The 16,037-nt window shown below is 41.1% G+C and carries 11 protein-coding genes; 2 read left to right on the top strand and 9 right to left on the bottom strand.

The genetic code is table 11. The features are described from left to right. The first annotated feature begins 158 nt into the window (after positions 1 to 158). Positions 159 to 1,196: a site-2 protease family protein gene (locus tag ACQFX9_RS10375; protein WP_427161933.1), complete on the top strand. Its 1,038-nt coding sequence runs from the start codon at positions 159 to 161 to the stop codon at positions 1,194 to 1,196. 94 nt (positions 1,197 to 1,290) lie between these two features. Here ACQFX9_RS10375 and ACQFX9_RS10370 read toward each other — a convergent pair whose 3' ends face one another. The 4 genes from ACQFX9_RS10370 to rpsD form a co-directional block, all read right to left on the bottom strand. Next, a complete protein-coding gene (locus ACQFX9_RS10370; RefSeq protein WP_427161932.1) occupies positions 1,291 to 1,797 on the bottom strand; it encodes a hypothetical protein in 507 nt (168 codons plus the stop codon). Positions 1,798 to 1,944: 147 nt separating this feature from the next. Further along, complete coding sequence (gene mtnA, locus ACQFX9_RS10365; protein ID WP_427161931.1) at positions 1,945 to 2,979, bottom strand: S-methyl-5-thioribose-1-phosphate isomerase; 1,035 nt, start codon at positions 2,977 to 2,979, stop codon at positions 1,945 to 1,947. 87 nt (positions 2,980 to 3,066) lie between these two features. Further along, the gene (locus tag ACQFX9_RS10360) at positions 3,067 to 5,100 is read right to left on the bottom strand and encodes a cation:proton antiporter (RefSeq protein ID WP_427161930.1); all 2,034 of its coding nucleotides are present in this window, start codon (positions 5,098 to 5,100) and stop codon (positions 3,067 to 3,069) included. Between the two features lie 477 nt (positions 5,101 to 5,577). Beyond that, a complete protein-coding gene (gene rpsD / locus ACQFX9_RS10355) occupies positions 5,578 to 6,186 on the bottom strand; it encodes a 30S ribosomal protein S4 (RefSeq protein ID WP_236144901.1) in 609 nt (202 codons plus the stop codon). 369 nt (positions 6,187 to 6,555) lie between these two features. Here rpsD and ACQFX9_RS10350 point away from each other — a divergent pair, with 369 nt between their 5' ends. After that, the gene (locus ACQFX9_RS10350) at positions 6,556 to 7,125 is read left to right on the top strand and encodes a hypothetical protein (RefSeq protein WP_427161929.1); all 570 of its coding nucleotides are present in this window, start codon (positions 6,556 to 6,558) and stop codon (positions 7,123 to 7,125) included. A gap of 558 nt (positions 7,126 to 7,683) precedes the next feature. Here the strand turns inward: ACQFX9_RS10350 and hetR are convergent. The 5 genes from hetR to ACQFX9_RS10325 all read right to left on the bottom strand — a co-directional run bounded on the left by hetR (position 7,684) and on the right by ACQFX9_RS10325 (position 15,671). Then, entirely contained in the window at positions 7,684 to 8,583 is a 900-nt protein-coding gene (gene hetR / locus ACQFX9_RS10345; RefSeq protein WP_103139735.1) for a heterocyst differentiation master regulator HetR, read from the bottom strand. Positions 8,584 to 9,717: 1,134 nt separating this feature from the next. Continuing rightward, on the bottom strand, positions 9,718 to 11,961 hold the full coding sequence (locus ACQFX9_RS10340) for an EamA family transporter (protein WP_427161928.1): 2,244 nt from the start codon (positions 11,959 to 11,961) through the stop codon (positions 9,718 to 9,720). Between the two features lie 738 nt (positions 11,962 to 12,699). Further along, the gene (locus ACQFX9_RS10335) at positions 12,700 to 14,034 is read right to left on the bottom strand and encodes an inorganic phosphate transporter (protein WP_427161927.1); all 1,335 of its coding nucleotides are present in this window, start codon (positions 14,032 to 14,034) and stop codon (positions 12,700 to 12,702) included. Between the two features lie 127 nt (positions 14,035 to 14,161). Next, positions 14,162 to 15,208 carry a zinc-dependent dehydrogenase gene (locus ACQFX9_RS10330; RefSeq protein ID WP_427161926.1) on the bottom strand — a complete coding sequence of 349 codons (1,047 nt, stop codon included), beginning with the start codon at positions 15,206 to 15,208 and terminating at the stop codon, positions 14,162 to 14,164. A 55-nt stretch (positions 15,209 to 15,263) separates the two neighbouring features. Beyond that, the gene (locus ACQFX9_RS10325) at positions 15,264 to 15,671 is read right to left on the bottom strand and encodes a PIN domain-containing protein (protein ID WP_427161925.1); all 408 of its coding nucleotides are present in this window, start codon (positions 15,669 to 15,671) and stop codon (positions 15,264 to 15,266) included. Positions 15,672 to 16,037: the final 366 nt, after the last annotated feature.

The raw sequence follows: 16,037 nt of genomic DNA, 5'->3' as shown, positions 1-16,037 counted from the left end.
CCCTGTTGGAACAGCATTTTATTATTAACTAATGTTTGTCTTAGCTGCTGGTTCAATAATATTGATTGAGCTTAGATTGGAATTTTTTCGTATTTTCACTTAAAAAAATAATTAACTAGCTGGGAATACTAATAAGTGAAGACTATGGTGTATTTTAAATGGAATTATTACTTATTGGCATATGGTTATATTTCTCCATATTTTGCCATAAAATGGGGCATTTTATGGCAGCTAAAATAGTGGGTTTTAATCCCCATTTTGTCAAAATCGGCAGTGGTCAGAGGATATTAGACTTCAAATTTTTAGAATCCAAAATAGAATTTTGTCTGGTTCCCAGTGGTGGTATCACCTATACCTCCAACTTAAGCTTAGAAAACATGAAGCCTAAGTTGATATTTATGTATTTAGCCGGGCCAATGATGAATGGTTTATTGTTTATATTCATTATGGTTTTTGGCAAATACGGCAACCAAATTTTTAATGAATACAATCCAGCAGCTTTTTTAGGTGTATATGAGCTTTTTTTATTTACTGGCAATCTTTTGCCATATGAATCCAATATATACGGAAAAAGTCACCCAACTGATGGTAAACAAGTGTTAGATGCTTTAACTAAAACTAATGAGCAATTTCTTCAGAAGAAGTTAGGTTTAGCCAGATATACAAAAAATGGAGATGATAATGCAACTGAATTTTTTAATAACGATTTAAAAACATTACATATATTATATAAAGCTATGGCAGAATTGCAAAAACGTAATTTTGACCAAGCGATGCAATTATTTGAGCAAATTTTAATGAATGATCATCTCATCATTAGAGATCAACTTTATATCCTTGACATTTTAGTTACGTTTGTGATTGATCATGAACAAACACAATACCTTCAAAAAGCTGATAAATGGTCTGCTCAAGCATTATCACTAGCTAGTGATATTAAAACTATTCAAGGAACTAGAGGAGCGATTTTAATAGAATTAGGTAGATACAGCGAAGGTAAAGAAATGCTTTTACCTTTAACAGAAGAAGGTAATGATCTCACTGATATGGCGTACAGTTGTTGCTATATAGCGAAAGCAGATCATTTCTTAGGTAATGATCATGAGATTAAACATTGGTTAAAGAAAGCTGCCAAAACTGGTACGGCACAGCATATTCTATTAAAAACACAAAAACAACTTAATTGTTTCCTATAAAAATCATTTGATTTGTCAATACTAGAATTCAGTTCGTAGTAAGGACTAAAGTTCTCACTACAAACCTTTAATTATTTACCCTGTTCTACTTATTTCACTGATTATCAGATTCATTGTCTGATGAATTATCTAAAATTTCCATTTTGGTAATTAAAGACTCATCACGAGTTTTACCACAAGGTTCAGCACTTTCACAATCATTGACTTTCACAACTTCATAGGTAGCACGAACTTTTTGATTTAAAAATTGGCTTTCTTCTGCACAAATTTCAAAAGTTGCACCTACATTATGTTCTGTACCATTTTCATCTATTAAAGTGACATAACATTTCAAATCACCATTGACTAACTCTTTCACCGTTCCAACTTCTGGCTGTGAATTCTCAGCTTCCGTGGGACTATCATTAGGTTCACCACTTTCAGGTGTTTCTGTAGCTATGACAGTATTCTCTGGCGTACTACTTTCTTGAGTAGGACTTGGTGTTATTTCTGGTGTTGCTTGAGTGCTAGGAGTCGCCTGTACATTATGATTAATCTCCACATTGCAACCACTAATTGCCAATGTAGAAATTACAGAAATAGCAATAATTAATTTATTCATAAATATTTGTAGGACAAATTATATCTTCTAGATCCGGTTGTCTAGAAAACAAATGATAATGTCAATATATATTTACAAATATTTATTTTAATGATTAAGCAAAACCCTGATTAGATAAAAACAAAAAATCTCAAATTTTTCTCTTTCCTATCTAATCTTGGCATTGCTCAATTCATAGGGAGCAAATGCACCATTTTCTGTGATGATGGCGGTAATTAAATCGGCTGGTGTGACATCAAAAGCAGGGTTATAAAATTCCACTCCAGATGGTGTGAGGATGGTATCACCAACTTGATAAATTTCCTCTGGGTGACGTTCCTCAATGGGAATTTGACTCCCATTCGATAACTCAAAATCAATTGTAGACAGGGGTGCTGCTACAAAAAAAGGAATATTGTGGGCTTTAGCAACGATCGCTAAACTATAAGTGCCTATTTTATTTGCAGTGTCACCATTAGCGGCAATCCGATCTGCACCGACAACCACAGCATGAATTAAACCTCGCTGCATACAATGGGCTGCCATATTATCAGTAATTACAGTTACGGGAATACCTTCTTGCACAGCTTCCCAAGCTGTAAGTTTTGCACCTTGTAAGCGGGGACGGGTTTCATCCGCAAACAACCGCGCTAAACGTCCCTCACGCCAAGCAGAACGCACTACACCCAAAGCTGTACCGTAACCAGCAGTAGCCAAAGCCCCAGCATTACAATGAGTCAGGATTGTCAGCTTTTCGGGTGTTTTGGGTAATACTTGCAACCCATGATCCCCCATCGCCTGACAAGTTTGTACATCTTCCGCGTTAATGGCTTGGGCGGTTTGGAGTAAAACCTGTTTAATGTCTTCTACCGTTCCTGGGGTGGTTTGGGCAGTTTGCAGCATTCGAGTAATCGCCCAAAATAAATTTACAGCCGTAGGACGAGTAGCGCGTAATAAATCAGCAACTTTTTCTAATTGCGTGAGAAATTCTTGGCGATCGCTAGTGACAATTTCCCGCGCCCCTAAATACATCCCGTAAGCCGCAGCCACACCTATGGCTGGCGCACCCCGCACAATCATCGTTTTAATTGCCTTCGCCATATCTTCGCTACGGTGAATTTCCACCACAGCATACTCATTGGGTAAACGGGTTTGGTCAATTAGTATGACTGAATTATTCTGCCAAATGACGGGGTAAATCATAGGTATTGGGGATTGGGGACTGGGGATTGGGGACTGGGTAAGAATTAGGTATTGTCTTCCCCTACACCCTTATACCCTTACACCCTTTCAATGTGGAAAGTAAGCAATAATCATAGCAATTTCTGGGTGATTATGAGCGATCGCTTCTGGTGCTTTACCAAATAGTGCCATGAGTTGGGTTTTGTGTTTGACTCCACCATTTAACAGCAGTAAGTCGTTGGTTTTGAGTAATCGTGAAACTTGTCGGACGAAATTACCTCGCACTTGTTGAATCGGTGTGTCTGGTGGTAGTTCAATATCACGTAAATCGCCTGTTTTCCCCTTGGCTGAGACAACTTGTAATAGTTGAAGAGTGGCTTTGAGTTCTGTGGCTAAACTCTTGGCTAGTTCAATACTTTGGTTAAAAGAATGTTCTCGCGTCTGTTCGGTGGTGAATGCTAAAAATACCCGTTTGGTGTGTTCAATAGGTAAAGGAAAACGCGATACCAATACGGGGACACTACTACGCTGCACAATTCGGTCTATCACACTACCAAATAAGTTTTCTTGATAAGTAGAATAGCCTTTCCAACCGCAAATAATAACGCTAGCTTGTTTTTCTTCCGCTACACGGGCGATACCCTTATCAATAGATTCATCAATTCTCCCAATAGGTTTAACATTCGCCACGGCTGCGTGAGCAATCATTTCTGCTGTGGATAACAGTTGGCTTTGTCTGGTTTTCGCTTCTGGGGAAATGGGGGTATTTTCTTCGATTAAAACATGGAGTGGTAACAGCGTTCCATTTGCTGATTTAGCGAGAATAATCGCTAATTTGAGGAGATTATCTTCTGTACTGGGGTTAGCTACCGGAATTAAAACGCGATCACCTATATGATCATCTGCTAATTTCTGTACACTAACAGCTTCTGGTTTGAGTTTGCGTCCCCATTGATTCGTTACCCAAGGCGAAGCAATACAGGTAACTAGAATCATGGCTATTGTGCCATTCACCGTTAATTCATCGACTAGCTTAATATTATAAGCAACAGTAATCGCTGCTAAGGTTGATGCGGCTTGTGCTACCGATAGCCCAAACATCACCATGATATTGTTAAAATCCATCCCAAATAACTTACCAGCACCCCAAGCAGGTAGATATTTAGCCACAATAGCCACGGCTACCATCACACCAGATACTAACAGCGATCGCGGATCTTTAATCAAAATCCCAGGATTCACCAGCATCCCCACCGAAATCAAAAAGAAGGGAACAAATAAGGTATTACCAATAAATTGAATGCGGTTCATCAACGGACTAAGTTGAGGAATCAGTTGGGTAATAGCTACGCCCGCCAAAAATGCCCCAATAATTGGCTCAATCTGCACCAATTCCGCCCCAAAGGACACCACAAACAAAGTAGCCAAAACAAAGGTAAATTCCGCCCCTTCATCGTGACCAAATCTCTGGAAAAACCACTGACCGATACGGGGTACACCCCATAAAGTCAAAAAGGTGTAGACTATCAAGGCTGGGATCAAAAATAACCAAAAACTCCAAGTTAAACTACCTTGGTGCGCTCTGACTACTACAGCTAACACCAACAGTGCCAAAATATTAGTAATTAAAGTGCCGCCTAACGTAGTAGTCAACACTTGAGAACGCATAATACCTAATTTACTGGCAATGGGTAATGCTAGCAGGGTATGGGAAGCAAAACAGGAAGCCACTAAAATTGCAGGTAAAACCCCATAACCAATACTCATCATGGCTACTGTACCTAATGCCATCGGTACAGCAAAAGTAGCTAGCCCGAAGACTACCGCCTTATCTGCGTTGTATTTCATGTCATCTAAGCTAGTTTCTAAACCAGCCATGAACATGAGAAATAATAAGCCCACAGTGCCTAACAAGACTATGGTACTGTCCCGCGCCAACAATCCCAAGCCATTAGGGCCGACTAACACCCCTGCCAAAATTAAACCTACAATTCCTGGTAGCCGAATTTTCTCAAATAATAGCGGGGCAATTAACATAATCCCCAAAATCATTAAAAATACGGGTACTGGGTCTTTAATGGGTGTGGATAACACGGAAGCTATCTGTACATGAGTTATACCCAGCCAGAAAATTAACTGCATAGTTATTGGGGAGTATATAAGCTGACTCGAATATTAGTACCATTTCAAACAAGCGATCGCATCTCCATTAGAGTCAGCTTTATCTCTATTCGTTCCTCAATTTCTGGCTAAAAATCCCTTTGAGCGACATTACCGTTCAATCACAGCTAATTTTCAACCATCTCAGGGAGGAAAATCATCTGCCAGTTTGTCACAATACTAAAAAAATCTCAAATTTGCAGGGTAAAAAAGTTTGTAGTAAGGACTTTAGTCCTGAAAATTCCAGTATTCTCGCAATTAAGACAGCCCACCCACACATTAAAAATCGCCAACAACGAAAAGAAATCCCAAGCACAGACATAAAAAAACCGCTAAATTGACAAAGCAGTGTCACAAAATTGCCAATCAGCGTTGAAATTTTGATTACAAGATGACGAAAAGCAGAGTAGACAAATTTGCACCCACGCCACTGCTGTTGCAGTTGGCGATGGGAGTATATTAGGCTTGTCGGGAATAGTATTCCACAACCAGCAGTTCGTTAACTTGGAGAGCTACCCATTCGCGTTCAATAACACTGTTTACTTTAGCTTCCAGTTTGTTTTTATCAAACTCCAAATGATTGGGAAGGTTTGCCAAACCGGGATACTGTAAATTCGTTTCCACCAACTTCCGGGATTGCGCTCTGTCTCTGACCGCAATTACTTCTCCAGGACGAATTTGATAGCTGGGGATATTTACTACACGACCGTTAATTGTAACGTGACCATGACTGACCAACTGTCTAGCAGCTGGGATGGTGGGAGCCATACCCAAGCGGAAAACGGTATTATCCAAGCGCATTTCTAGCAATTGCAGTAGCACTTGACCGGTAGAACCGGTTACACGTCTAGCTTTCCGCACATAACGTAGTAACTGTTTTTCGGTTAAACCGTAGTTACAACGGAGTTTTTGTTTTTCTTCTAAACGGACAGCGTATTCAGAACGCTTCTTGCGGTTCTGACCATGCTGACCTGGGGGATAAGCGCGTCTTGCGCTCTTACGAGTTAATCCTGGCAATTCGCCTAAGCGACGTACAATTCTAAGCCGTGGCCCTCTATATCGGGACATGAGTTTCCTTAATCTAATCCTGTTTAAATTTTACCCAGACATACTATTATAAATACTCGCTATTGAGAATTGCAAAAATAATTTTTAGTCAATAGTCAACAGTCAACAGTCATTAGAGAACAGGGAACAGGGAACAGGGAACAGTTTTTCTTATCTCCTCCCTTGTCTCCCTTGTCTCCCTTGTCTCACCAATCCCCAATCCCCAATCCCCAGTCCCCAGTCCCCAGTCCCCAAAATAAAAGATTTTTCTTCCTGTTCTTTGGTTTTGCCTGATTAGCCAAAGATTTGTTGCACATTTGAGTTAGCATAACTTTGAGTGTTCAGACGATCGCAATGTGCAGAACGCAGGTTAGTGGGGGGAAATCCTAAATGGACTGGAAAACTCGTATGATTCGGATGATCGCACCAGTATTAGCTATAGGCGGCTCTGTAGTGATGAGCTTCCCTAGTATGGCTACTACTTATAATGATTATCGCGCCTGTGCAGGCCGACTTTTAGGTGTAGGCGTAAGTGAGCAAGCGGCTTCACAAGCTTGTGCTGAAGCTTTGCGTCCCACAGACTTATCGGCTTGTGTGGTGTTTATTGATCAACGCACGGAAATTAGAGCTAATGATGCCTTAACTACCTGCACCAGAGCCAGACGACCCAAGGAATTAGCTACCTGTGTAGTTTCAGTTAGTAAGAATACTCAAGAAGCAATTAATCCAGATGTGCTGAACTACTGCGGACGCAGTTTACTACCAGTGCGTTTTGCTGAGTGTGTTGTTGGTTTGCGGGCTGAGACGAAGCTTGCACCTAGTCAGGCTTTGAATACTTGTATTAATGGTAGCGATCGCGTGACTGGTTTTGCGCCGACTTCATTTTCACCAGTTCAGCCAAACACACAATCCAATTCCACTTTTGAAGGTCAACCAGTTCCTCAAAGTCCAGGCATCTAAGTTTATACCAATTCGCAATTCGCAATTCGCAATTCGCAATTTAGAAAGTCAGATATCATCTGGGTTTCAAGCTCTGCATCTGTTGCCTAATTTTGGAGAATTGGTATTATAAACTAAATTCTGCGGGAAGTTTTGATCGGATGTTTCCTCCGATCAGAATTTTCTCAGGCTGATTTTGAGGTGAAGATGCAAAAATTGAAAAATCTGCCAAACCCCTGATTTAATAGCTGGGGATCAATCCAAGATGTCAAATCCAAAATCCCAAGATCAAGTCAGCCGAGTGTAGCGAAAAATTCTGACAATTTGATATATTGATTTTGCAGGTTTCTGAGACGAATTCTGCTCGACCAAAATAGTTAAAATTTAAATCTAGCACAGACGATAGCTATCTGCTAGTTCAGCCAATTTATCCCAGAGTCTGAGATCCTGCTTGTTTTGAAGATAGCAAAATCTCATTTATAGCTGCTATGCAGATGCTCGTTTGTGATGTTAAAGAACGTTTTTGTGGTGTTACTGATTGTTAGGTTGGTTGTACAAATCACTGTTTTTGATTTGTGATTAATCTTCTTTTCTGCCAAATACCATCTGTAAAATCATGGGGATACCTCCAGATTGATGATATTTGTCTGCCCAAGCTCGGATGATTTCATCTAATTCCTGCATGGCTTCTTCCCATCTTTCGGGCGGAATATCTAATTCCTCTAAAGCACGCATGGCGTTTGGTCTTCTTTCTGCCCAATCTTTCATCATCCGAAAATATCGGGCAGTATCTTCTACCATGATGTATGTACGCTCTTGGTCGTCAGCTGGAGCATAAAAGGGACGAGTCAGGGCGTAAAAAGGCATTCCCCAAGGTGAATCGATTCGTGTCACCGTGCCTGAGTAGAGCAGACGACGTTTGATATGCTCTCCTAAGGCCTCACTCAAAGGCATTTGATGTTCTGGTGGCAAGTCTTCTTGCGATCGCTTATGGAGAAATTCGATTAATTCGACAAACTCAAATGATGTGACTAACTGAGCATCGGGTAAATTACTGGGTAATTTCTGCTCAATTTGTTTCTTTTCTTCACTGGTTAAACTCGTCCCCGGAATTCTGGATCTACCAGGATGCCAAGGAAACTTCTCCATCCAAACATAGGGAAACTGAATCAGATAGCGGGGTTCTTGTGTACCCAACATCTTTAACAGTTTGCCTTCCATTAAAGCCTGTCTGACTTCCTCAACGATAATTTTGACTCGTTTCGGTTCTAGATGATGCAAATGGCCTGTCATCCGTAGATTTTGACCTTGCTCTAGATAAGTCATATAAATCGCACACTTAGCGGCGGTAGCTGCTGCATCTAAGAATGCGCCGTGTCTATGCCCACTTGTCCGCATGGCACTAAATGCCAGGTATAGCATGATCTGATCCATCGCGCTGGGGCCAAGACGTTTGATCAGATCGATATCGTTACTCATAAATTACAAATAGTTGAATACACACTAAGTTAGTTTAAAAAAGTAATTGCAATACACCTAATGGCAGGTGTTCTCACCGCGCCAGAATGTATATTATGGGTTTCGTAACTAATAATTTGTATTCAAATTACCCATTCCTCCATACTGTGGTTCGGTAAGAGTAGTAATCGTGAGACTACGAGAGTTATTTCTGTATCTTACCGAAAAATAGCGATTTAACTGCCAGAATTTACCCATGATATCTTTGTCAGGCACTAACGAACTATATAATATATGGTTCTAATAAGTAACCTACAAGGACTTTCTGCTATATCCGGATTTTCTGTTGCCCTTTATTTAGTAACTCTGTGTAACAATTATTTCCAACAACTTTGGCTATCTACCAAGTTTGGAAGATAGCTTAATTGAATATATTTACTGGAGTTACCGTTCCAGAACGTTTCAGGTTGTCAGTGACGTGCGGACTCTGGAAAAACTTGCTAATCGGTATATTCTCAGAGACAACAAGGAGTAGTTACTCTCAAAGAGTCACTTGGCAACCTACTGAACGTCTAAAAAGTAGGGCGATTTTTCTTACCATGAAATGCGGCATCCCTGCTGATTGGTAGCAAGTGAGTTACTTGCATAGAGGGAAAGTCACAGATACTTGATTAGGTAGAGCTTTCGACTGTCGCCATACGGTTTATTTGCTCACAACATAATATTCTATCTTCAGATATCATGGCATTAAAATTATGTGAATTAATTTATTTTTAATCTTTTATTTTTTAATATTTAAACTGGGTCAGCACTAGATAAGGATTTGCTAAATCCAATTATCAAAGTTTAATGACATTGAGATTTATGGGACTATGATAATACTAAAAAGTAAGAATGTTAACTGGCCTGACTTAGTTGGTAATTTCTCAATAGCGACATGAGTAGAATGCTATGTCATGCCACAGCTTTAGCTTCTGCTCCAGGTTTTTGGTTTCCATCTAATTAACCAGTTTCTCCATCAATGGTATAAATTCTTTGGTTAAAGATGAACACTAAGAATTTTAGGCATCATGTTGGGAATTTTAGGTCGCTAAAATGATATGACATTTCTGGTATCAAAATTTATGGATTAGCACAATAGTTAATACCAGAGAATTAGTTTTCTGTCCCAGAGGACGGGTTAGGATTTCGCACTTTACCAAAGCTAAAGGCTGCTGCTCCAAAAGTGACAAATAACACGCCCAAAACTTGGACAATGTTGAGTGTTTCTTGGAGGACTAAGCCAGCAAAAATCACGGTCAAAATCGGTACACCAGCACCAATAACTGCCGATCGCGGCGCGCCTAACTTACCGACCCCCAGATGATTGCACACATAGCCAACGAGCGTCAAGACTCCTAAAATCGCTGCACTTAAAACTATTTCTAGTACCTTAGAGGGATCAACGGCAAGACTCCAATTACTGGGTAAAGGCAACATTAAAAAGATGAAACTCAAAACCAACATGGTGGCGAAATTAACAAATGTCAAAGAGACGGGATGTATTTTAGTGGCACAAGCTCTAGTTAAGAGTAAATAACAAGCAAAAGCTACTCCAGCTAAGATTGCCGTGATCCCTCCTAGTAAATTATTGTTATTCATCCCGCTAGCAATGAAAGCACCGCCAAACACCAGTAATTCTCCGCCAAAGATTGCACCTAAAGCGGTAGTGCGGAAACCACTGGGGCGATCGCGCAACAGAAACCAAGATAAAATGCTGACAATGACGGGATAAATAAAGAATAGTGCGATCGCTGTCCCCGTAGCGACTTGGCCAATGGCGAAGTAAATCAAAACCTGGGATAAAAACAAAAAGCAACCACTAGCGATAATTAATTGCAAACCGCTTTGTCGCCTACTGCGGGGAGAACCAGAGTTTTTCCCGAAAGATTGCTTGAGGGTTTGTAAGTCCTCCCAGACTTGGGGGTGCATCATAGGAGCTAACAGCATCATCAATGGTACTACCACCATCAAGCGCAAAGTGAGAATTAACATAATATTTCCCACTGTCGGCGCAATTAAGCCAGCAATTTCCAAGACAGCCGAGGTTTGAGAGGTTTTATAAAACATCCCCTTGATAGCAACGTTGTACAGTGATGACATCACAGCCGACGCAACTATTAGTAAAAAGCCAATCTGAACTGTAGATAAATTAGAAGAACGACGGGATCTAGTTGGAGGCGGCGAAGATACCCGTTTTGATGATGGTCTAACTACTGGAGCCGGATTTTCCTTAGCTGGAACATCTGTTTGCAGTACAGAAATCGGTTCTTGAGCCTTTTCCTGATTGGATGGGGGTTTGGGTTGAGTGACTGCAACGGGTTCTGGCAGTTTTTCTGGCGGTGGGGATGTAATCTGAGTCTCAGGTATTGACGGCTGCAACACAGAAATCGGTTCTGGTGGCTGCAAAGATGAAATTTCTGTAGGGGTGATCTCTGGTACAGAGATTTCTGGCTGCAACACAGAAATCGGTTCTGGTGGAGATTTGACTTCGCTGGGTGGTGTAACTGTCGATTTAACAGGTTGTTGTGCAGGTGGAGGAATAATAAATGGTGCGGAGGGAGCAGTTACAGATTGTTGCGGTTCTATCGGTTGGGAAGAAACCTGCTCTACTGTTTGAGAAGTTTGTAAAGCTGTATTTGATGGAACTTCCGCAGGTTGGATGACTGTGGGAGGAGATAAGTTAACGACAGGATTCGCATTAGAAGATGGGACTTCCGCAGGTTGTATGACTGTAGGTAGTGATGATTTAACAGCTAGTTGTGAAGCTTCTTGAATAGTCTGGCTGAGTTCATTACGCAGCTGATTAATAAAGTCTTCTAGAATAGTTTCCCCTTGCTGCTGCTGATTGTACATCCGCGACAACTGTTGGGAGAGATTATTTTGATAATTTTTGAGTTCTTGTTGTAAGGAATTAAAAGTGATGGTGAGGTTATCGTCTAGATTACCCAGCATTTTTTCTGCTTGCTCTAAGTTGTTATTCTCAGAATTCACCACTTGAGCCGACTTGAGCGCAGCAATTTGACTTTCGGTTTGGCTAGCTATCTTCGCTAAAGAAGATTGTAGTTGAGAACAAATGTGTTTAGCTAGAGCTTCTGACAGCTGCCGGATTAACACCTGCTGTTCTGTAATCCTTCTAACTTCTTGTAAATGTTCTTTTTCTTCAATTAATTGGTTAATTTCCTCAGATAAACGCTCTTTTTCGCCTTGCAATCTTTTAATTTCATCTTGCAAGGATTTAAGTAAACTTTGTTGGATACTTTCTAAATCCTCAACGACAGCCCACAGAGCTGATTCTGCGGCTCTGGATATGTCGCCTCTGACTCTTGGGTTGTCTGGTCGCTTCTCAAATCGCCCCATTAGTTTCTAACCTCTATACACCTTGACGATAAAGCTGCTTCCTGTCAAATTGCGTGGTGCTAATACTAAGTTTCTGGTATTTTGTCAAATTAAAGAGAAAATCTTAACAGGACTTACGGATATCAACGCCATTTTGTCATGCTTACCCCAGTATTGGCAAAGCATACTATTTGACCCTCCGAATTTTAGATTTTAGGTTTTGGATTTTTCCTTGTGGTTCAAGCCGGATTCCTGTTGGTAGCAAAAATCCCAAGTCCCCAAGCTGTCACCCCAGAGTGGATGCAATCATTCCAAAACCTTAAATCTCAAATCCCAAGTTGGTTAACTCACAGCTTATTTATACTGTGTCTGTTTTCAGATCACAGAATAATTTGTCACTCATCAGTCTGATTTCTTGTTCAGTTTGCCTCAGTAAGATTTTTGCAGAAGAAAATTTTTGACTCACTATCAATAATTGTGTTGTTTTTAGCAATAGGGATTACTAGGTGTTTGCCAATATATTACCGATTACTCAATAAATACTAGGGTTTTAAAGTTACCTGTAACTTTTTATAGAATGTAGTTTGTATAACAGTTTATCTTTTCGGTTAAGGAAGAAATTAAAATCATTTCCTTAAGAAGTATTGTAATTAATTAGCTGCCATTTTGCCAAAATACATTCTAGTATTCATGCTAAAAGCAGATCACAACCGGAAAATCTGCAAAAATATTAATTTAAATTCATAAAAATAGTTGATATTAAAAAACAATCATCCTGGCAATACTAAAGATTACGGCACTGATAACTGCACTTAGAGGTACAGTTACTACCCAAGCTGTGGCTATGCCCTTGAGTGTTTCAAACTTCACTGATTTGATATCTTGCACAAGACCGATCCCCACGACACCACCGACGAGGGCGTGAGAAGTGGAAACAGGTAAACCCAGACGAGACGCAATGAGAATAGTAGTAGCGGTGGCGAGTTCAGCGCAGAATCCACTACTAGGTTGTAGGGCAATGATATTCTCGCCAATAGTCGCAATTACGTTTTTTCCCCAAACAGCCAGACCACCAACTATTCCCACACCACCGAGAATTAAAATCCACAGAGGAATATTAATAGCATTGGTGGGTACTTGACCAGTGCGAACAATATAAACGATCGCCACTACAGGCGCGATCGCATTTCCCACATCATTAGAACCATGTGCAAAGGCGACAAAGCAGGCACTTAAGACTTGAAAGCGAGCGAAAATGGTTTCTAGGGGATTGGGGATTGGGGATTGGGGACTGGGGATTGGGGTATTTAATTTTGAATTTTGAATTTTGAATTTTGAATTGATTTGCTCCTGCCCCCTGCCCCCTGCCTTCTCAAGCTGTCGCCAACTTACAAAAGTCAATACAACGGCGGCTAATGCACCTATGACTAGGGTGATATCGTGGGGGGGAAGGTGGATGCCGAATTGGGAAGTTAAAAAATTGTTGATGGGTGGAGTGACGGGAGGTAGAACAATTACGCCAAATACACCGATGAGGACTGTACTTAGCCAGGGAACCCACTCTTGTAGTTGTTTGATTTGATGAGGTTGATCCAAAATCCAGTTTTTGATTTGACTATAGAATAAAGCGGCGATCGCTCCACTGATAACTGGTGTCAAAATCCAACCAATAGTAATTGTGCCGATAGTTGACCAATCAATTGCCTCTACGCCTAAAGCTACCCAACTAAAACCTGCGATCGCACCGACGACTGCATGGGAGGAAGATACAGGTAAGCCCTTGGCTGTGGCAATTTGCAGCCAAACCCCACAAGAAATTAACACTGTCACCATACCAATGGCTAAAACTTGGGGTGTAGCGGCAAATAAATCAGGATTGGCTACTTTGGTTGCGAGGGTAGCTGTCACTTGATGACCAAATAAAACTGCACCAGTGAATTCTAAAACCCCAGCAATAATGAGTGCCTGCTTGAGAGTAATTGCCTTAGAACCTACGGAAGTTCCCATTGCGTTAGCAACGTCATTTGCTCCGAGATTCCAGGCTACATACAAAGCTAGTAGGGCTACTATCAGTAATGTAATCGGTATTTCCATAGAGGGGGAGAGGGGGAAGACCCTGAATCAATTCAAAATTCAAAATTCAAAATTCAAGAAATTAGGAAGGGACAAAGGAAGAAAGTTTTTTAACCCAGTCCCCAGTCCCTAGTCCCCAGTCCCCAATTTATGGATAAATGAGGATTTTATAAGTTTCTGCCGTAGGGGCGATCGCTTGGTCTACGGCGGCTGATAAATCTTTTAAGGGGTAGCGATCGCTGATGAGGGCTTTTACATCTATGCGACGATTAAATACGATGTCGGCGGAGAGATTTTGCAGGCGGTAGGAGGAACTATAGCTACCCATTAAATCGATTTCTCGACGGTAGAGAATGTTGGGGTTAATGGGAATCTCTACTTCGTCGGGAAATTCGGCGAAAAATAGGATTTTACCGCCTTTACGGGTACAGTCCAGGGCTTGAAAGAAGGCTTTATCACTGGGGACGGCTAACAATGTGACATCAACGCCTAGTCCACCAGTCAGGGCATGAATTTTGGCTGCTAAATCGGGATCACGGGCATCAAAGGCGGCTTCTGCACCGACATTGATGGCTTTTTCGATTCTAGAGGGTAATAAATCGGTGGCGATCGCTTTTGCCCCGAAATACTTCACCAGCATGATAAACATTAAGCCAATTGGCCCTGCGCCGGTCACTAATACCGTTTGTCCTGGGGCAATTTGGGCTTTTTTCACTGCCTTTAAACAGCAGTTGGTAGGTTCAACAAAACTGGCTTCCTCAAAACTGATATCTTCGGGGATCGGAATTAATCCACCATTCTGCACGATATGACCAGGAACTTTTACATACTCAGCAAAGCCACCGCCACTGGCGTTAAATCCTGCTGTTGTGGAAATGTTTTTATAGACATCACACATAGAAAAGTTATCATTCATGCAGTAGGCACAACGCATACAGGGGATATGGTGCATTACTGCTACCCGTTGTCCTACCTGCCAACCTAACACCTGTGAACCCACTGCGGCGATGATTCCGGCGGTTTCATGGCCAAAGATGCGCGGTGGTTCATAGAGAGGATAACGAATTTTTTTAATATCTGACTGACATAAGCCAACTACTTGCACCTGTACCAAGACTTCATCTGGTTCGAGACTGGGTACGGGGATTTCTTCGTAGGAGAGTTGATTTACACCTCTAAATACCTGTGCTTTCACGTTGGTTTTTCACCGCTCAACGTTACTAGATTTAACATTAGTCGTCTACGTTCTGCTACAAGGTTTCAGATTTATAAGACAAAACATTACTCACAAAACCTGGTACTTCTCTAGCTAATAGGTCAAGTAATACGTTGAAATTCATAGGTGGTTTTTTGAGACTTTGAGATTGTCTTTGCAGCACTTTCACCATTTTGTCTGAATCGGAATTGTACAAATTAGTCAAAAACTCATCTGGAGATTGCGCTTGTATACTCCAAGGAGCTAGATCCTGATTCTGAAAATGCTTAAGATTGGAAGTCACAATAATATTAGCCTGAGCGACTACAGCAGTAGCAAGTACATGGCGATCGCCGGGATGATTGGTCATGACTTCGATGAGTTCATCCGTTACAGCAACCATTGCATCAGGAAAAGCAGTTTTTATTTTTGTCTCCAGTCTTTTTGAGTTTTCTAGTGACATTCTTCCTGTAGCCACAAGATTACGAGTTGCACCGTCCAGAATTTCTTGCGACCAAAAGGGGGAATAAAATCCAATACGGTTCAGTTAAGGTGGTGAGAGTTAATTTCTCAATTTTTGCTCTGCCTATTAGACAATGAGCAAGAGTTGGGGGATTCTCCCCCAAGCCCCCGATTGGGGGACGGTTGCGTCCCCCAAACCCCCTCCAAAATCATTTTTTCGTTTTTTGTTGAGTGATCATTTGCTGGCTTGGTTGAAATTTATTTTTCTTATCTGAACCGTATTGGAATAAAATCCAGCTTCAGACGCACATAGTAAAGTGTCCCGTAGATACATGGGGAAAAGTACGCATGAGTCTAGCACAGCACG

Source organism: Aliinostoc sp. HNIBRCY26, from assembly GCF_050235535.1.
GTDB lineage: Bacteria > Cyanobacteriota > Cyanobacteriia > Cyanobacteriales > Nostocaceae > Trichormus.
Note: the sequence above shows the minus strand (reverse complement) of the source record. Positions and strands in the feature narration are given on the sequence as shown.

Excerpts from the sequence above, each read along its gene's own strand:
- ACQFX9_RS10375 (WP_427161933.1), top strand. The coding sequence starts at position 159 with ATGGAATTATTACTTATTGGCATATGGTTATATTTCTCCATATTTTGC.
- ACQFX9_RS10370 (WP_427161932.1), bottom strand. The coding sequence starts at position 1,797 with ATGAATAAATTAATTATTGCTATTTCTGTAATTTCTACATTGGCAATT.
- mtnA (WP_427161931.1), bottom strand. The coding sequence starts at position 2,979 with ATGATTTACCCCGTCATTTGGCAGAATAATTCAGTCATACTAATTGAC.
- ACQFX9_RS10360 (WP_427161930.1), bottom strand. The coding sequence starts at position 5,100 with ATGCAGTTAATTTTCTGGCTGGGTATAACTCATGTACAGATAGCTTCC.
- rpsD (WP_236144901.1), bottom strand. The coding sequence starts at position 6,186 with ATGTCCCGATATAGAGGGCCACGGCTTAGAATTGTACGTCGCTTAGGC.
- ACQFX9_RS10350 (WP_427161929.1), top strand. The coding sequence starts at position 6,556 with ATGGACTGGAAAACTCGTATGATTCGGATGATCGCACCAGTATTAGCT.
- hetR (WP_103139735.1), bottom strand. The coding sequence starts at position 8,583 with ATGAGTAACGATATCGATCTGATCAAACGTCTTGGCCCCAGCGCGATG.
- ACQFX9_RS10340 (WP_427161928.1), bottom strand. The coding sequence starts at position 11,961 with ATGGGGCGATTTGAGAAGCGACCAGACAACCCAAGAGTCAGAGGCGAC.
- ACQFX9_RS10335 (WP_427161927.1), bottom strand. The coding sequence starts at position 14,034 with ATGGAAATACCGATTACATTACTGATAGTAGCCCTACTAGCTTTGTAT.
- ACQFX9_RS10325 (WP_427161925.1), bottom strand. The coding sequence starts at position 15,671 with ATGTCACTAGAAAACTCAAAAAGACTGGAGACAAAAATAAAAACTGCT.